The 16,982-nt window shown below is 64.8% G+C and carries 11 protein-coding genes; 8 read left to right on the forward strand and 3 right to left on the reverse strand.

Annotated features, from left to right (window positions below; genetic code table 11):
• The first annotated feature begins 178 nt into the window (after positions 1-178).
• From HH213_RS22725 to HH213_RS22740, 4 genes are all read left to right on the forward strand, one after another.
• The gene (locus tag HH213_RS22725) at positions 179-562 is read left to right on the forward strand and encodes a response regulator transcription factor (protein WP_169113738.1); all 384 of its coding nucleotides are present in this window, start codon (positions 179-181) and stop codon (positions 560-562) included.
• Positions 559-6,024: a trifunctional serine/threonine-protein kinase/ATP-binding protein/sensor histidine kinase gene (locus HH213_RS22730; RefSeq protein ID WP_169113739.1), complete on the forward strand. Its 5,466-nt coding sequence runs from the start codon at positions 559-561 to the stop codon at positions 6,022-6,024. Before HH213_RS22725 ends, HH213_RS22730 begins: the two co-directional genes overlap by 4 nt.
• The gene (locus HH213_RS22735) at positions 6,024-6,656 is read left to right on the forward strand and encodes a response regulator transcription factor (protein WP_229263112.1); all 633 of its coding nucleotides are present in this window, start codon (positions 6,024-6,026) and stop codon (positions 6,654-6,656) included. The genes HH213_RS22730 and HH213_RS22735 overlap by 1 nt, the downstream gene beginning before the upstream one ends.
• A 68-nt stretch (positions 6,657-6,724) precedes the next feature.
• Positions 6,725-7,702 (forward strand): ribonuclease T2 family protein, encoded by a 978-nt coding sequence (locus tag HH213_RS22740; RefSeq protein ID WP_169113740.1) that lies wholly within the window; start codon positions 6,725-6,727, stop codon positions 7,700-7,702.
• 2 nt (positions 7,703-7,704) lie between these two features.
• Here the strand turns inward: HH213_RS22740 and HH213_RS22745 are convergent, their stop codons facing one another.
• Positions 7,705-8,454, reverse strand: a complete 750-nt coding sequence (locus HH213_RS22745; protein WP_169113741.1) for an SDR family oxidoreductase — start codon at positions 8,452-8,454, stop codon at positions 7,705-7,707.
• A gap of 119 nt (positions 8,455-8,573) precedes the next feature.
• Between HH213_RS22745 and HH213_RS22750 the strand changes: the two genes are divergently transcribed.
• From HH213_RS22750 to HH213_RS22760, 3 genes are all read left to right on the forward strand, one after another.
• On the forward strand, positions 8,574-9,503 hold the full coding sequence (locus HH213_RS22750; RefSeq protein WP_169113742.1) for a LysR family transcriptional regulator: 930 nt from the start codon (positions 8,574-8,576) through the stop codon (positions 9,501-9,503).
• A gap of 13 nt (positions 9,504-9,516) precedes the next feature.
• Complete coding sequence (locus tag HH213_RS22755; protein ID WP_169113743.1) at positions 9,517-10,587, forward strand: SGNH/GDSL hydrolase family protein; 1,071 nt, start codon at positions 9,517-9,519, stop codon at positions 10,585-10,587.
• An 82-nt stretch (positions 10,588-10,669) separates the two neighbouring features.
• The gene (locus HH213_RS22760; protein ID WP_110848272.1) at positions 10,670-10,936 is read left to right on the forward strand and encodes a UBP-type zinc finger domain-containing protein; all 267 of its coding nucleotides are present in this window, start codon (positions 10,670-10,672) and stop codon (positions 10,934-10,936) included.
• A 16-nt stretch (positions 10,937-10,952) separates the two neighbouring features.
• Here HH213_RS22760 and HH213_RS22765 read toward each other — a convergent pair whose 3' ends face one another.
• Positions 10,953-12,488, reverse strand: coding sequence for an MFS transporter (locus HH213_RS22765; RefSeq protein WP_217363457.1), 1,536 nt, complete (start codon positions 12,486-12,488; stop codon positions 10,953-10,955).
• A 71-nt stretch (positions 12,489-12,559) separates the two neighbouring features.
• On the opposite strand from HH213_RS22765, the gene HH213_RS22770 reads away from it, so the two are divergent.
• A complete protein-coding gene (locus HH213_RS22770; protein WP_169113744.1) occupies positions 12,560-14,950 on the forward strand; it encodes a glycoside hydrolase family 127 protein in 2,391 nt (796 codons plus the stop codon).
• On the opposite strand, the gene HH213_RS22775 is transcribed toward HH213_RS22770, so the two are convergent.
• On the reverse strand, positions 14,937-16,952 hold the full coding sequence (locus tag HH213_RS22775) for an AsmA family protein (protein ID WP_169113745.1): 2,016 nt from the start codon (positions 16,950-16,952) through the stop codon (positions 14,937-14,939). The genes HH213_RS22770 and HH213_RS22775 overlap by 14 nt on opposite strands.
• Positions 16,953-16,982 lie beyond the last annotated feature (30 nt).

The following is a 16,982-nucleotide window of genomic DNA, read 5'->3' on the forward strand; positions in this document are numbered from 1 at the left end:
GCCATCTTAGCCATTCGCGCGGCCGAGTCGTATCGGCGTGACTGCACTGCGTTTGTAGGACAACTGCCCGTCTTATGCCCAAGCTACCTATACGGATGGATACTGCCAGCCGCCGAAAGGGCAAGGTATGATGGCAACCGAACCATCGAATAGCCCAATACATGAACCGAGAGACACTATGAGCGTGCGGCCTGCACTGATTTGCGTCGTGGACGACGATGACGGCGTGCGCCAGGCACTGGACAACCTGCTGACTTCCGCCGACTACATTCCGCTGTGCTTCGAATCGGGCGAGGCGTGCCTGTCCTATGCGCGGCTGGGCGACATCGACTTCGCGGTGGTGGACATCAAGCTGGGCGGCATGAGCGGCTTCGAACTGCAAGCCAGCCTGAATGCGCTCGACCTGAACCTGCCGCTGGTGTTCATCAGCGGCCACGCCGACCAGGCGATGGAGCAGCTGGCGCTGCGTGCCGGCGCCATCGCGCTGCTGCACAAGCCGATCGATGTCGACCGCCTGCTGGCGCTGATCGAACAAACGCTGTCCGGGCGCGACGGCGCATGAACCTGGACGACTACACGTTCCAACCTCTCTATCAGGATGGCGTGCTGGCCACCTTGCGTGGCCATTTAACCGCCGGCCACGGCGCAATCCTGATCACCACCGCCGCCTCCGAGCGCGACGCCGCTGAAGCAGCCCTGTACCTCAACAACGAATACGCGCTGCGCGAACGCCTGTTGCCGGCGTGGTCGCGCGCGCCGCAAGGGCTGGCGTGGCACAACGGCGTGATGGCGCTGATTTATCCCGATGCCGGCGACACGCCGCTGTCGCAACGCGCTGCCGGTCCGCTGGCGCCGGACGCTTTCCTGGCGCTGGCGCTGAGCATCTGCGGCGCGCTGCGCGGCCTGCACGACGCCGGCCTGCTGCACCAGAATATCAAGCCCGCCAACATCCTGACCGACAGCGCCGGCCATTGCCGCCTGACCGGCTTTGGCGTGGCCCGCGTCGGCGCTGCCCATGCACGCGCCGCGCAGGCGGACGTGGTGCGCGGCACGCCGGCGTATATGTCGCCCGAGCAGACCGGCCGCACGCAACTGGGCATCGACGCCCGTAGCGACCTGTACTCGCTCGGCGTGACCTTGTACGAACTGCTGACCGGACGTTTGCCATTCATGGTCAACGCCAGCGCGGCGGCGGGCGAGTGGATGCATGCGCACCTGGCGTCCGAGCCGGCGCCGCCGCACCGAGAACATGCGGCCATGCCGGTAATGCAGTCCAAGGTGGTGCTCAAGCTGTTGGCCAAGCAGCCGGGCGAGCGCTATCAAAGCGCGGCGGCGCTGGAGGCGGATTTGCGGCGCTGCCAGGACGCATGGCGCGAACGGGGCCAGATTGCGCAATTCCCGCTGGGGCAGGGCGGCGCGCCGGCGCTGCGTTTTCCGGCGCGTCTGTATAGCCGCGACGACGCCATGGCCGCACTGCTGGCCGCCTGGCAGCAGGTGGCGTCCGACGGCAAGGAAGTGCTGGCGCTGGTGCACGGTCCTTCCGGCGTCGGCAAGTCGGCGCTGGTGGCGCAGTTTCTGCGCGACCCGCAACTGCGCACCGCCTTGGTCGCCAGCGCCAAGGTCGACCAGTTTGGTGGCGCCGCGCCGTATGCCGCGCTATCGGCTGCCTTGCGCACGCTGGTGCGCCGCATTCTTGGACAGAGCGCGCAGGAAGTCGCGTTCTGGCGCCAGCGCGTGCAGCAAGTGCTGGCTGACGACGCCGAACTGGCGATCGCACTGGTGCCGGAGCTGGCGCTGCTGGCCGGCGATGTCGCCCACGCTACCACGCCCGCCGCGCCTGAATCGCCGTCGCGTTTGACGATGACGGTGTTCCGGCTGTTGCAATTGTTCGCCGTGCGCGAACGGCCGCTGATTCTGATGATCGACGATGTGCAGTGGCTTGATGCGGCCAGCCTGCAAGTGCTGGAACAATTGCTGGAACAGGCCAGCGGCCTGCCGTTGCTGCTGCTGTTGACCAGCCGCGCAGCTGACGGCGATGCGCTGCCGCCAGCTGCGGCGCATCTGCGCGCCCGTGCACAGCAGGCGGTGGAGATCGCGCTGCCGGCGCTGACGCCAGTGGCGCTGCAAACCATGCTGGCCGAGGCCATGTCCGCCGACCCGATGCAGATCACCGAACTGGCGGCGCTGGTGTATCAGAAAACCGCCGGCAATCCTTATTTCGTCCAGCAGTTCGTGCAGACCGCCGTCGATGAAGGCTTGGTGGCGCGTGATGCGGCCAGTGGCGAGTGGCGTTTCCGCTTGTCGGAAGTCGGCGCGCTGCGCTATACCGACAACCTTGCCGACATCGCGCTGGGCCGGCTGGCGCGGCTGCCGTCGCCGACTCGTCGCATGCTGGGCGCCTTGGCCTGCATGGGCCGCAGTGGCAGCACCGTGCTGCTGCGCGCTTTGTACGAACTGGAAGAGCGCGAGATTGACAGTCTGCTTACGGTAGCGGTGGAGGCCGACGTGCTGTTGGCTGACGCCGACGGCTACGTCTTTACCCACGACCGCTTGCAGGAAGCCGCCTACGCCGAGCTGGATGGCGAAGCGCGCCACCGCCTGCATGCCCGCCTGGCGCGCCTGATGGCCAGCGCCGCGCTGGAGAATGCACGCGACGACTTGCTGTTCGGCGCCATGGACCATCTGCAAAAAGCCGTGCACCTGGTGCCGGCCGAAGAGCGGCAGGAGATGGCTGCCATCGGCCTGATGGCAGGCCGCAAAGCCCGCCGCGCCTGTGCCTACCTTCCGGCGCTGTCCTACCTCAGCATGGCGCGCAGCCTGCTGGATGCTGGCGACGACAGCGCAGCTGAGCGGCTGGCCTTCGACCTGGCGCTGGAGCAGGCCAGTTGCTATTTCTTTAGCGGTAACCTGGATGCTGCCGCTGCGATGGTGCCGGCCCTGCGCACTGGCCCGTCGGCGCCGCGTGTGCAAGGCCAGGTGCTGCGGCTGGCGGCCGATATCGCCACCCGGCGCGGCGACTACGCGCTGGCTGTCAGTCTGATTCTGGAAGGACTGCGTGCCTTCGGCATTGAGATGGCCGCCGCTCCATCCGACGCCGAATGCGAGCGCGCATACGCCGCGTTGCGCGCCAGCCTGCAAGGCGATTGGCGCGGCTTGCTGCGCGGCTTGCCGCAACAAACCGATCCCGATACCGCCGTGGTGATGGCGCTGTTATCCAGCCTGCTGGCGCCGGCCACCTTCACCTCGCAATCGCTGCTGTTCCTGCACCTGTGCGCCACGCTGCAAGTGAGCCTGGAACACGGCATGAGCGGCGAAACGGCGGTAGCGCTGGCGTGGTTCGGCGTGCAGGTCTGTCATCGCTACGGCCACAATGAAGACGGCTTTGAGTACGGCATAGCGGCCCGCGCGCTGGTCGAACAGCACAGCTACCGCGCCTACGCCGGCTTCGTGCTGCTGGGCCTCGACCAGCTCAGCGTGTGGACCCAGCCGCTCGGTTTTGCGCTCGATTGCGCGCAAGCCGGTTACGACGCCGCGCTGGCCGTCGGCGACCTGACCACGGCGGCCTTCGAAGCCTGCCACCGCACCTGCATGATGCTGACGCGCGGCGACAAGCTCGATACCCTGTCCGGCGAAATCGCCCGCGCCCGTGCCTTCGTCGGCAAAATCGAATTCCGCGATGTCGAAGGCATCCTGCAAGTGCAGCAGGACTTCGTCGATCACCTGCGCGGCGTCAGCGGCGAAGGCGTGCTGCAACCGCCGGCCGGCGCCGACAGCATGGCCACGCTGCGCTTCTGGCATTGGCTGTACCTGGCCATGGCGGCCTTCCTGGAAAACGACATCGCCAAGGCGCGCGCCAGCCTGGCCGAAGCGGCGCAGCTGGCATGGTCCGCGCCTGGCCACCTGCACCTGATGGAGTTCCACCTGTTCAGCGTATTGAGCCTGTGCGCCGAGCCGGTAGACAATGATGCGCTAGACGCGCAGGTCGCCGCCCACCTGGCGCCACTGGCCGCATGGGCCGAGTCCAATGCGGCCACCTTTGCCGACAAATACGCGCTGGCGCAAGCCGCCATCCGCCAGCGACAGGGCGACGCCTTCGGGGCCCTGGCGCTGTACGACCAGGCCATCCGCCACGCCCACGCGCAAGGCTTTGAACATTGCGCCGCCGTCGCCCACGAACTGGCCGCCGCTTTGTGCCGGCAGCACGGCCACGTCACCGGCGCACAGGCGCATCGGCTGGCCGCCATCGAATCCTACCGGCGCTGGGGCGCGCTGCGCAAAGTGGCCGAGCTACAGGGACAGGAACGCGCGCCGCGCGCGCCAGGGCAGGGCGCCGGCGTCGCCGCGCAGGACACCATCTCCATCGTCGAAACAGCGGAGATCCGCAACATCGACAGCGTGATCCGCGCCGTGCGCGCACTGTCGGAAGAAATCCAGACCGCGCCGCTGGTGCGCACGCTGATGACCATCGCGCTGGAACACGCCGGCGCCCAGCGTGGCCTGCTGATACGCATGGATGGCGAAACGCCGCTGATGGAAGCCAGCGCCGTGCTGGGCGAACATGGCATCCAGATCGACTTGCGCCAGGCCGCGCCGGGCGAACTCGATCTGCCGCTCACCATGCTGCACACCGCCATGCGCACCCTCAAGCCGGTCGGCGTGGCCGGTGCACCGCGTGCCGCGCCGTGGGACAGCGACGCCTATCTGCTGTGCTATCCGCGTTGCAGCGCCATCTGCATCCCGATGCTGAAGCAGGCGCGCCTGGTCGGCATGCTGTACCTGGAAAACCGGCTGGCATCGGCCGCCTTCACCAGCGAGCAGGCCGCGGTGCTGTCGCTGCTGGCGGCGCAGGCGGCGGTGTCGCTGGAGACGGCCGGCTTGTACGCCGAACTGCTGGACGAAAACCAGCAGCGGCGCCAGGCCGAGAAAGCGCTGCGCGAAAGCCGCGCCACGCTGCTGCTGGGGGAACAGATCAACCGCAGTGGCAGCTGGACCTGGGACCTGGACCGCGCCATGCTCAATTGCTCGCCGGAGTTCTGCCGCATCTTCGGCTTCGATCCGGCGCAGCCGCAGGTCAGCCTGGCGGCCTTTATCGAACGGGTGCACCCGGACGACCGCGAACGCGTCACGCGCGCGCTGGACCGCGGCATCGAACACCGCCATGCACTGCGCGTCGACTACCGCCTGCTGGACGCCGACGGCAAGGTGCGCTACCTGACCGGCGCCGGCGAACCGTTTGGCGTCAACGACAACGCCGTCTACGTCGGCACCACGGTGGACGTGACGGCGCGCCGCGCGGCGGAAGACTCGCTGCGCCAGACACAGGCCGAACTGGCCCGCGTGGCGCGCGTGACCACGGTCGGCCAACTGACGTCCTCGATCGCGCACGAAATCAACCAGCCGCTGATGTCGATTTCGTCCAACGCCGGCGCCAGCCTGCGCTGGCTGGAACGCGATCCGCCACAGCTGGATCGGGTGCGCGCCGGCTTGCAGGAGATTGCGGCCCAGAGCCAGCGCGCCGGCGGTATCATTCGCGGCCTGCGCGCGCTGACCCGCAAGGCGCCGCAGGAATCGGCGCCGTTCGACCTGCACGCCACCATCCGCCACATCATCGGCATCTCGCGCGCCGAGCTGGAACGCCAGAACGTGGCGGTAACGCTGGCATTGAACGCCGCCAGCGGCTGGGTTGATGGCGACACGGTGCAGCTGCAACAGGTGCTGCTGAACGTGGTGGTCAACGCGCTGGATGCGATGAGCGAGGTGCAGGACCGGCCGCGCAGCCTGGCCATCACCACCAGCACGCAGGACGGCCAGCTGGCGGTACGGGTGGACGACAGCGGCAGCGGCCTTGATGAAGAAGGCGCTGCGCAGATGTTTGAAGCGTATTTCACGACCAAACAGGATGGCATGGGCATGGGCCTGGCGATCTGCCGCTCCATCATGGAAGCGCATGGCGGCACGATCTCCGCGCAACCGCGCCAGCCGCATGGATGCAGTGTGTTGTTCAGATTACCGGAGCGAGTTTGATGGAATTAAGCATGAACCAGGTGGTGATCGTGGTCGATGACGACGAGGGCGTGCGCCAGGGCTTTGTCAATCTGCTTGAATCAGAAGGCTACACGGTGCAGGCTTACGGCTCGGCCGCCACTTTCTTTGAACAGCCGTTGCCGGACGCGCCATGCTGCCTGCTGCTGGACATGCGCATGCCCGAAGTGGACGGTTTTGAGGTGGTGGCGCAGCTGGAACGCACCGGCGCCGGCGTTCCGATCATCTTCGTCACCGGCTTCGGTTCGATTCCGCTGACGGTACAGGCCATGAAGGCCGGGGCGCTGGAATTCCTCACCAAGCCGGTGGAGCCGGAAGAACTGCTGCGCGCCGTGCGCGGCGCGCTGGAAGCCGGCGCGGTGGCGTATCGTGAGCGGCAGGAGCTGGACGAACTGCGCGCCCGTCACGACAGCCTGACCCCGCGTGAACGCGAGACCATGCAACTGGTGATCGGCGGCCTGCTGAACAAGCAGATCGCCGATGAACTGGGCGTGAGCGAAATCATGGCCAAGACCCACAAGCGCAAGGTGATGGACAAAATGCAGGCGCGTTCTTTGCCAGATCTGGTGCGCGACGCCGAACGCCTGAATATCACGCAAACGCGCAGTCGCTGACGGAATAGGGTGGTCGCCGTCCGGCTCCGGTAGAATATTGGCAATTCGATCAAATACCAGGGGATTTCATGCGCATCTATATCGCCGCCGCGCTGCTGGCGTTCACTTCGCTGGCTTGCAGCGCCAGTGAATCTGCCAGCGGCAGCTTTGCCGCCACCCAAAGTTGCGAGGCGTTTTCCTCGTTCGCCAAGCGCACCAATCCCGGCGACATCAAAGTCAGCGCCGGCACCAGCTACACGGTCCGTGAAATCAACAAGGTCGATTACGACTGGGTGCGCATCGAGGTGCCCGGCGCGCAGCCGGCCCTGCGCTGGGTACAGCGCGAATGCGGCAAGCCGGCGCTGGAAGACCAGCAGGCCAGCCGTCTGCCGGAAGGCGCCAGCGGCGCGGTATGCTCGGCGGCCAACCAGCAGGATAGCTATGTGCTGGCGATCACCTGGCAGCCCGGCTTTTGCGAACACACCAAATACAACGGCAAGAAGCCGGAATGCGACGCCATGAACGGCGGCACGCTGGAGGCCAAGACCCTCAGCCTGCACGGCCTGTGGCCAAACAAGAAGGAATGCGGCACGCAGTACGGCAGCTGCAGTGGCCAGCCTTTCGCGCTGAGCAAGGACACCATCGAGAAGATCGCACCGTGGATGCCGAACTTCTTCTACGAACGCACCTTCGGCGCCTACGAGTGGAACAAGCATGGCAAGTGCCAGTCGCTGCCGCCTGATGACTACTTCATCAAGGCCGTATCGGCGGTGCGGGTGGTGAATGAATCGGAAGTGGGAAAGATCGTGCTGGGGAATACCGGCAAGAGCATTCGCGTGAGCGACTTCTTTGACAAGATCAAGGCGCGCTATGGCGAGAAGGTCGCCGACACCATCACGCTGGTCTGCACGCAGCACAAATACCTGCAAGAGATCCGCGTGTCGCTGGCGCTGGACTTCGCCACCGACCGCGAACTGCCGCAACTGGTGGCCAACGCCAAGCCGGCCGCCAGTCGCGCTGTTGGCTGCGCCGACGAAATCTATGTCGAAGCAGCCGGCAGGAACTAAGCTTACGCTGCGAAGCCGCCGTCGATCAGCAGGTCGGCGCCGGTGACGAAGCCTGCTTCAGGGCCGGCCAGGTAGGACACCATGGCTGCCACTTCATCTGCCTTGCCGTGGCGTTTCAGCGCCATCAGGCCATGCAAGCCCAGGGCGAAATCGCTGTCGGCCGGATTCATGTCGGTATCGACCGGACCTGGCGCGACGTTGTTGACGGTGATGTTGCGGCTACCCAGATCGCGCGCCATGCCTTTGACCAGGCCAACCAGCGCCGATTTGCTCATCGCGTAAGCCGCGCCGCCTTCGAACGGCATGCGTTGGGCGTTGGTGCTGCCGATGTTGATGATGCGGCCACCATCGGTCATGTGTTTGGCGGCGGCTTGCGAAGCGACGAACACGCCACGCACGTTGACGGCCACGGTGCGGTCGAAGTCTTCCAGCGAGAACTGGTCGGTTGGGCCGAGCAGCAGCACGCCGGCGCTGTTGACCAGGATGTCCAGGCGGCCGAAGCGTTCTGCCACGCTGTCGATGGCTTTGGTCAGTGCTGCGGCATCGGCGGCATCGGCCTTGATGGCGATGGCTTGACCGCCGGCGGCTTTGATTTCTTCTACCAGTGCTTCGGCAGCGATGGCCGAGGCGGCGTAGCCGATGGCGACTTTGGCGCCTTCGCTCGCCAGGCGACGGGCAGTGGCAGCGCCGATACCGCGCGAACCGCCGTTGATGAAAGCGACTTTGCCGTTGAATTTAGTGTTCGAGGTCATGATTTGGTTCCTTTCGGTTGGTTGATGAACACAGTATGGTCTTCGCGACTTGATCGCGGTAGTTATGAAATACCGCTTACAGTTTCAACCCAAGGTATCAATTGGTATAAGATGAGCGCATGTTTACTGAATTAAGCAGCTATCTCGACGCCTTCATCGCCGCTGCCGACGAGGGCAGCTTTTCCGCAGCCGCGCGCCGCCTGGGACTAACCCCGGCCGCCGTCAGCAAAAGCGTTAACCGACTGGAATTGCGGCTGGGTGTGCGCCTGTTCCAGCGCAGCACCCGCAGCCTGGCGCTGACCACCGACGGCGAACGCCTGTACGCGCAGGTGCGGCTGCCGTGGAGCGAGATCGGCGACGCACTGACCGACCTGAGTCAAGGCGCGGGCAAGCCAGCCGGCACGCTCAAGGTGTCGCTGGCGCATACGGTGGGCCGCAATTACATCGTGCCGCTGCTGGCGGAATTCACGCGACGCTATCCGGACGTGGTGCCGGACCTGCACTTCGATAATCGCCAGGTGGACCTGATCGCGGAAGGCTTCGACGTCGCTATCGGCGGCGGCATCGAGCTGACCGACGCACTGGTGGCGCGCGAACTGGCGCGGGTGGACATCATCCTGGCGGTCTCGCCGGCGTATCTGAAGGCGTCGCCGGCGCCGTCGCAACCGCAGGAGCTGGCGCGTCATCGCGGTTTGCTGCGCCGTTCACTGGCCACCGGCCGGCTGGCTGCGTGGACCCTGAAAAATAAGGCAGGACAGGAAGTGGTGGCCAGCGTGCGGCCGGTGGCGGTGATGGACGACCCGGAAGCCATTGCGCGCGCGGCTGCCGCCGGCATGGGCATTGCCATGCTGCCGCTGCCGCACGCCTTGCCGTTCCTGGACAGCGGAGAGCTGCTGCGCGTGCTGCCGGAGTGGTATGCCGAAATCCGGCCGCTATCGATATACTATTCAAGCCGCAAGCTGGTGCCGGCCAAGGTGCGGGTGTTTGTCGATTACATGATCGAGCAATTCCGCGCCAGCGGACATGCGGAGCGGTTCCGCCAACAATAAAGGAGACGTATCGATGAAGTTCAAGACAGGGATGCTGGCGTTGCTGCTGGCGGGGCAGGCTTTCGCCGGCGTGGCCATCCAGCCGGATAACGCGCAGTTGCAGTACACCGGCCGCATAGACTTCGCCGACCGCGCGCGTCCCATGTTGTCCTGGCCTGGCACCAGTATCGAAGGCAACTTCACCGGCGCCAGCCTGGCCGTCAAGCTGGACGACCAGCAGGGCAAGAACTTCTTCAACGTGTTTATCGATGGCGACCTGGCCAAGCCCGTGGTGATCGAGGCGGCGCAGGGCAGCAAGACCTATCCGGTCGCCAGCGGCCTGACGCCGGGCGCGCACCGTTTCTTGATTACCAAGCGCACCGAGGGCGAGGAGGGCGGCACCTTCTTCCAGGGACTGGAGCTGGCCGACGGCGGCAAGCTGCTGGCGCCACCGCCGCGCAAGAAACGGCATATCGAATTCTTTGGCGACTCCATCACCACTGGCATGGGCAATGAGTCGCCGGATGACGGGCCGGATCATCTGCTGAAGGACAAGAACAACTTCATGTCCTACTCGTCGATCACGGCGCGCGCGCTGGATGCGGAGGCGCATATCACCTCGCAGAGTGGCATCGGCATCATGATCAGCTGGTTCCCGTTCACCATGCCGGATTTTTACGACCAGTTGAGCGCAGTCGGTAACAACGATACGCACTGGGACTTCACGTCGTGGACGCCGGATGTGGTGGTGATTAATCTGTTCCAGAATGACCACTGGCTAATCGACCGCGAGAAACGCCTGTCGCCGATACCGAGCGATGAGCAGCGCATCGCCGCGTATCGCACGTTTGTGCAGAAGATCCGCGCGCTGTATCCGAACGCGTACATCGTCTGCGCGCTGGGTAGCATGGATGCGGTGGAGGAGGGTTCCAAGTGGCCGGGCTATGTGCGTACGGCGGTGGACCAGATGCAGGCGTCGGGCGACCAGCGCATCGATACGCTGGTGTTTCCGTGGAATGGCTTCGGCGGCCACCCGCGCATCAAGCAGCATCAGGCCAATGCGGCGCAGTTGACGGCGTTCATTCGCCAGAAAATGGGCTGGTAAGGGCGCGTTCGACTGATCCAAGGGGAGAGTACATCCTCGCTTTAACGCGGTAGACTGGCGGTTTTACAATCCGGAGGCCGCGATGAGCGATCAGTGCCAGCACTTCAACCAGATCCACACCCACCACGCCAATACCAACGGCTGCGAAGAGTGCCTGAAGACCGGCGATGAGTGGGTGCACTTGCGCGTCTGCCTGACCTGCGGTCACGTGGGCTGCTGCGACCAGTCGAAGAACCGTCACGCCACCAAGCATTTCAACACCACCGGCCACCCGATCATGCGCTCTGGTGAACGTGGCGAGACGTGGGGCTGGTGCTATATCGACCGCGAGATGTTCGATCCGATTTGAGTTTGGCCCTTGATCGTCAGGCCGCGATCCAGCGGTAGGCGCAGCCGGCGCTGGCCAGTGCGGTAACGGCGCAGGCCAATGCCGCGACGTGAAAAGCGTCCAGCAGGGCAGCACCTTGGGCGCCGAGCACCGCCGCCAGCAGCGCGGTGGTGAACAAGCCGCCGGCGCGGGCTACAGCGCTGTTGAAGCCGGAGGCGACGCCGCTATGTGCGGCATCCACCGAGGACAGCACGGCGGTGGTCAGCGGCGCCACTGCGACGGCCATGCCGATGGCGATCACCAGCATGGCTGGCAGCGTGGTGGTCCAGTAGCTGCCGCCACCGATGCGCATCGCCAGCATGAAGCCGGCGGCGACGATGATCGGGCCGGCCGTCAGCGGCAAGCGTGGTCCTAGTTTGCCGGCCAGCCGACCCATGGTGGAGGAGGCGAGCGCAATTACCACCGGCAGCGGCAACAGCGCGGCGCCGGCTTCGCTGGCCGAGTAGTGGTCGTATTCGATCAGTACAAACGGCAGCACCAGCAGCAGTGCGCCCAGCGCGCCATACAACAGGAAAGTCATCAGATTGAGGCCGCTGAAACTGTGCGAGTGGAACAGCGACAGTGGCAGAATGGCGCTGTCGCCAGCGCGCTGCTCGACGCGCAGGAATAGCAGCATCAGCACCACGCCGACGACGATTCCCAGGCCGGATTGCCAGTGCAGGCCGGCGCCGCTGGTAGCCACCGTCAGGCCCCAGGTAAGCGCCGCCAGGCCGATGCTGGCCGTGGCTGCGCCGGCGATGTCCAGCGTGGCGGCGGGCCTTGCCGCCGCTCTGGCCAATCCGGTCGCCGCATCGTCTGTCCGCAGATCGCCGGCCGCTGGGGCATCGGCGCGTAGATAGCGCAGGGCTAGCACGATGGTCGCTGCTGCCAGCGGCAAGTTGATGAAAAAGATCGCGCGCCATCCGGTGACGTCGACCAGCCAGCCGCCGAGCAAAGGGCCGATGGCGCCCGCCGCCGCGCCGACTGCGGCCCAGATGCCAATCGCCCGTCCACGCGCCTCGCCTTGAAAGTGCGTGCCGAGAATCGCCAGGCTGTTTGGCATCAGCAGCGCTGCGCCGGCGCCTTGGACAATGCGTCCGGCCACTAGTAGGGTAGCCGTCGGCGCCAGCGCGCACCAGGCGGACGCCAGTGCGAACAAAGCCACGCCAAGCACCAGAATGCGGCGCCTGCCGAAACGGTCGCCAGCCGCGCCGCCCAGCAGCAAAAGGGCGCTAAGCGGCAGCAGGTAGCCGTTGATAATCCACGACAGCACGCCACCGTCGGCATGCAGACTGCGACCAATCGCCGGCAGGCCGACATTCACCACCGAGCCGTCAATGAAAGCCAGGCTGGAAGCCAGGATGGTGGTCGCCAGCACGATGCGCGGATGATCGGCGGGTGCCGGCGTGACCTCTGGTGCGCCGGCAGCTGCGGCAATGGCTCGGTCGCAGCCCTGATGCGGCACGGCGCTCATGGCGCGCCTGACGCGCGGCGGTGGGGCAAACAGCATTGTGCGGAATTCGTCATTTTTCATGCTCCTGTCATGCAAGACGGGTGAAGAGGGACGCGGTACATTATCGGCATACTAATCTATTCAGGATTTCCATGCGCGCCTTGTCGTCTTTCCATCATCGCCGCCTGGTGCTGCGCGGCGCCGCCGGCCTGGGCCTGGTCCCCGGATTGAGTGCCGCCAGCGCGGCCACCGTTGCCACCGGATTGGCCACCGCTGCCTCCAGCGTGCCGGCCACCGCCCAGGCGCTGCCGTTGTCGTCGGTGCGTCTGCTGCCTTCCGTGTACGCGGACGCCGTGCAGGCTAACCAGGCATACCTGCTGCGCTTGAGCGCCGACCGCTTCCTGCATAATTACCATCTGTTCGCCGGCCTGCCGGTCAAAGGCGCCATCTACGGCGGCTGGGAATCCGACACCATCGCCGGCGAAGGACTGGGCCACTACCTGTCCGCACTGTCGCTGATGTATGCGCAAACCGGCACGCCGGCGCTCAAGCCGCGCATCGATTACATCGTCGCCGAACTGGCACGCGTGCAGCAGGCGCAAGGCGACGGCTACGCGGCCGGCTTTATGCGCAAGCGCAAGGACGGCACAGTCGTCGACGGCAAGGAGATTTTCCCCGAAATCATGCGCGGCGAGATCCGCTCGGCGGGCTTTGACCTGAACGGCTGCTGGGTGCCGCTGTATAACTGGCACAAGGTATTTGCCGGCCTGTTCGACGCCCAAACCTACGCCGGCAACGATCAGGCGCTGCAAGTGGCGCTGGGCTTGGCCGGCTACATCGACAAAGTATTCGCGGCGCTGAATGACGAACAAGTGCAGCAGGTGCTGGGCTGCGAACATGGCGGCATCAACGAAAGCTTCGCCGAACTATATGCGCGCACGCAGGACAAACGCTGGCTGGCGCTGGCGCAGCGGCTGTATCACACCAAGGTGCTGCTGCCGCTGACGCAAGGCCGCGACGAACTGGCCAACCTGCACTCCAACACGCAGATCCCGAAATTGATCGGCCTCGCGCGACTGCATGAACTGACCGGCCGCCAGAGCGACGCCAACGCGGTGGACTTCTTCTGGAAGCGCGTCACGCAACATCACAGCTACGTCATTGGCGGCAACGGCGACCGCGAATACTTTTCGGCGCCGGACACCATCGCCGCCCACATCACCGAGCAGACCTGCGAAGCCTGCTGCAGCTACAACATGCTGAAGATGACGCGTCATCTGTATAGCTGGGCGCCGGATGCCGCGTACTTCGACTACTATGAACGCACGCACCTCAATCACATCCTGGCGCATCAGAATCCGCGCACAGGCATGTTCACCTATATGACTCCGCTGATGTCCGGTGTGGCGCGCGAATACTCCAGCGAGGAGAATGATTTCTGGTGCTGCGTGTTGTCCGGCATGGAGAGCCACGCCAAACATGGCGATTCGATCTACTGGGAGAATGGCGATACATTGTTCGTCAACCTCTATATTCCATCGACGGTGGAGTGGAAAGCCGGTGCTGCGCAATTAGAACTGAACACGCGCTATCCGTATGAAGGCGATATCGACCTGAAGGTGCGCCGGCTGGCGGGGCAGCGCACGTTCACTGTCGCGCTGCGCATCCCGGCATGGGCCGCGCAGCATACGTTGCTGGTCAACGGCAGGCCGCACAAGGCGCAGCAAGACAAGGGCTATGTGCTGATCCGCCGCCGCTGGCGCGCGGGCGACACGGTGCGCCTGTCGCTTCCGCTGGATCTGCGATTGGAATCGACCGCTGGCAATGACCATGTGGTGGCGCTGCTGCGCGGCCCGATGGTGCTGGCGGCCGATCTTGGCGCGGCCGACAAGCCGTTCGACGGACTGGCGCCGGCGCTGGTCGGCGCGAATATTCTCGCTTCGTTTGCGCCGGCGGACAAGAGCAAGGCGCTTTACCGCAGCGTGGGCAGCGGCCGGCCGGGCGATATGAAGTTTGCGCCATTCTTCTCGCAGTACGAGCGGCGCGCGGCGGTGTACTTCAACGCCTACACGGAGTCGGAGTGGGCGGCGTCGGAGGTGGCCTTCCGCAAAGAAGAAGCGCGCCTCAAGGATTTGGCGGCACGATCGGTGGATGTGATGCACCTCGGCGAAATGCAGCCGGAGCGCGATCACGATCTGCAATCGGACATCTCATATCCGGTGTCCTACCGTGGCCGCAACGGCCGCGATGCGCGCACCGGCGGCTACTTCAGCTTCCGCATGAAGTGCACGACCGGCCCGCTGGTGCTGCAAGCAAGCTACTGGGGAGAGGAACGCAACCGCGATTTCTACATTAGCGTGGACGGCGAACGGATCGCCCGCGTCATGCTGGATGGCAGCCATCCGGGCGCGTTTATCGACGAGGAGTATCCGCTGCCGGAGCGCCTCACCAGCGGCAAGAGCAGCGTGGTGGTGCGCTTCGATCCTGAACCGGGGCACACGGCCGGTCCGGTGTTTGGCGTGCGGCTCTTTACTTCTTCTTGATCGGCTGCGTCTTCGCTTCGTTGCGGGTCTTGTTGGCTTGCGCCAGCAGGGCGCCGCAGTCCACTGAATCGACCTTGCCGGTATTGATCAGCGGGATCACGGCCGCCAGCGGATTGACGATGCTGGCCAGCGCCACGGCGGCGCCGGCTTTGAGCGCCAGCGGGCCTTTTTGCGGGCCGACGTCCGGATTGGTGAAAGTGCCCCTTGCGTATAGCGGCGTGCGCAGCGAAATAATGCGTACGCCCTTGGTTTGCGGACGAACGTCCAGGTCCAGCGTCTCTTTGGCCAAGTCCACATTGCCGCTGACGTTGATGATTGCTTCCTGCGTATCGACCACGAAGCGGCGCGCGTCCGCCTTGCCGTGTTCCACCACGAAGTCGCCGGCCAGGCAGTTCAGCTGCACCTGACGGTCGCCGAACAATTTGACGAACACCAGGTTGGCGACGTTCAGGCCTGCGGCTTCCAGAATGAATTTGCTGACCGAGCCTTCGCTGACGGTGGTCCCCAGTTCACCGCTGGACGTCGCCAGCATGGCAGACACGGAATTGCCTTTGCCGGCCAGCGCGGCGTCTGCGCTGACTTCACCAACGCTGGCCTTCATCGATTCCAGTTTCGGGAACAGCTGGTTGATCTTGAGGTGGCGCGCCGCCATGCGGATATCGGCGTCGATTACCTTCTGGCGGCCATCGAGCTTGATGTTGGAGGTGATGTCGCCGCCGGCCATGCCGAAGTTGAGTGGCGTCAGCGTCAGCACCTTGTTGTTCATCTTGATGTGTGCCTGGATGTCGTTAAGCGGAATGTCATGCGTGCGGATCAGCTTTTTGCCATTGAATTTGACGTCGGCATCCAGCGCATCCCATTTGGCGGTGTTGAATTGTTCAACCGGCAGCGCTTTGTCGTCTGGCTGATTTTTCGCTTTGCCGCGATTGGCTTTGCTTTCGTTACTCTCCGCGCCGATGGTTGGCCCCAGATCTTCCAGTCGCAATTGACGTGACGTCAGTTCGCCGGTGAGCATCGGGCGCGGTTTGCGCGGGCTGTAGGCCAGCGTGCCTTCCAGATCGCTGCCGCCCACAGTGCCGGTGAAGTTTTTGTAAGTCCAGTTCCAGACAGCGCCGGATTTTTTACCGATCAGGCGACCAGTGGTGGCGTAGGGTGGCGTTTCCGGCAGCAGCACGCCAGTCAGCGGATACAGGTCGGCCATGCTGGCGCCGCCCAGCGACAGTTTCAGATCAAGACCGGCCGGCGCGCGCGGGTCGGTCAGCATGCCTTCCACGGCGATTTTGTTTTTACCCAGGTTGGCGTTGGCCTGCACCGGGAATTGCGTGTGTTCGTCGGTTAGTGCCAGGACTTTACCGACTTTGCCGCCGCCGGTGACCGGCGCGTTGCGGTAGCTGCCGCTAAGGTCGAACTTGATGCCGTATTTTTGCGCGTCGACGCCTTCGTTGATGCCGCTGGCTTTGGCGCGCAGATCGAGTTTGATGCCGTCGTCGAGGTAGCGCAGATCGCCGTCTCCCAGCGTCAGGCGCTGGATATCGACGTCCCATTCGGATGGGCCGTTGTCCTTGAAGGTCCATGTGTTGCTGCCGTCGGCCCGGCGTTGTGCGGCCAGCGTGATTTTGTCGACGGCGAGGTCGGTGATGACCACTTCCTTGTGCAGCAGCGGCAGCGGGTGGATGGCCACCACGATGCTGCCGGCGCTGGCCAGTTTCGGGCCGGTGCTGGTCCAGTCAGGATTGGCGACGTAGACGTCATTGGCGCTGATGCGTGGGCGCGGCACGTAGCGTCGCCAGCCATGTTCGGCGGCGCTGCCCTGTTCCCAATGCACCCGCAAGTCGCCGTTGATGGCGAATTCGCGGCCGATGCTGTCGGACACGCGATGGTTAATCCAGGGCCGCGCACGGTTCCAGTCGAACGTCAGCACGAAGATGACGATCGCCACCAGCACCAACAGGAGCGTGACGAGCAGGCCAGCGAATATTTTAAGTGGGCGCGATTTTTTCATGACTACCGATGCTACGCCTCCATGGGCGTC

Origin of the sequence: Duganella dendranthematis (assembly GCF_012849375.1) — a bacterium.
GTDB lineage: Bacteria > Pseudomonadota > Gammaproteobacteria > Burkholderiales > Burkholderiaceae_D > Rugamonas > Rugamonas dendranthematis.

Bases quoted from the DNA above. Each gene is read 5' to 3' on its own strand.
- HH213_RS22760 (WP_110848272.1), top strand. From the start codon at position 10,670: ATGAGCGATCAGTGCCAGCACTTCAACCAGATCCACACCCACCACGCC.
- HH213_RS22740 (WP_169113740.1), top strand. From the start codon at position 6,725: ATGCGCATCTATATCGCCGCCGCGCTGCTGGCGTTCACTTCGCTGGCT.
- HH213_RS22745 (WP_169113741.1), bottom strand. From the start codon at position 8,454: ATGACCTCGAACACTAAATTCAACGGCAAAGTCGCTTTCATCAACGGC.
- HH213_RS22725 (WP_169113738.1), top strand. From the start codon at position 179: ATGAGCGTGCGGCCTGCACTGATTTGCGTCGTGGACGACGATGACGGC.
- HH213_RS22750 (WP_169113742.1), top strand. From the start codon at position 8,574: ATGTTTACTGAATTAAGCAGCTATCTCGACGCCTTCATCGCCGCTGCC.
- HH213_RS22730 (WP_169113739.1), top strand. From the start codon at position 559: ATGAACCTGGACGACTACACGTTCCAACCTCTCTATCAGGATGGCGTG.
- HH213_RS22735 (WP_229263112.1), top strand. From the start codon at position 6,024: ATGGAATTAAGCATGAACCAGGTGGTGATCGTGGTCGATGACGACGAG.
- HH213_RS22775 (WP_169113745.1), bottom strand. From the start codon at position 16,952: ATGAAAAAATCGCGCCCACTTAAAATATTCGCTGGCCTGCTCGTCACG.
- HH213_RS22765 (WP_217363457.1), bottom strand. From the start codon at position 12,488: ATGAAAAATGACGAATTCCGCACAATGCTGTTTGCCCCACCGCCGCGC.
- HH213_RS22755 (WP_169113743.1), top strand. From the start codon at position 9,517: ATGAAGTTCAAGACAGGGATGCTGGCGTTGCTGCTGGCGGGGCAGGCT.
- HH213_RS22770 (WP_169113744.1), top strand. From the start codon at position 12,560: ATGCGCGCCTTGTCGTCTTTCCATCATCGCCGCCTGGTGCTGCGCGGC.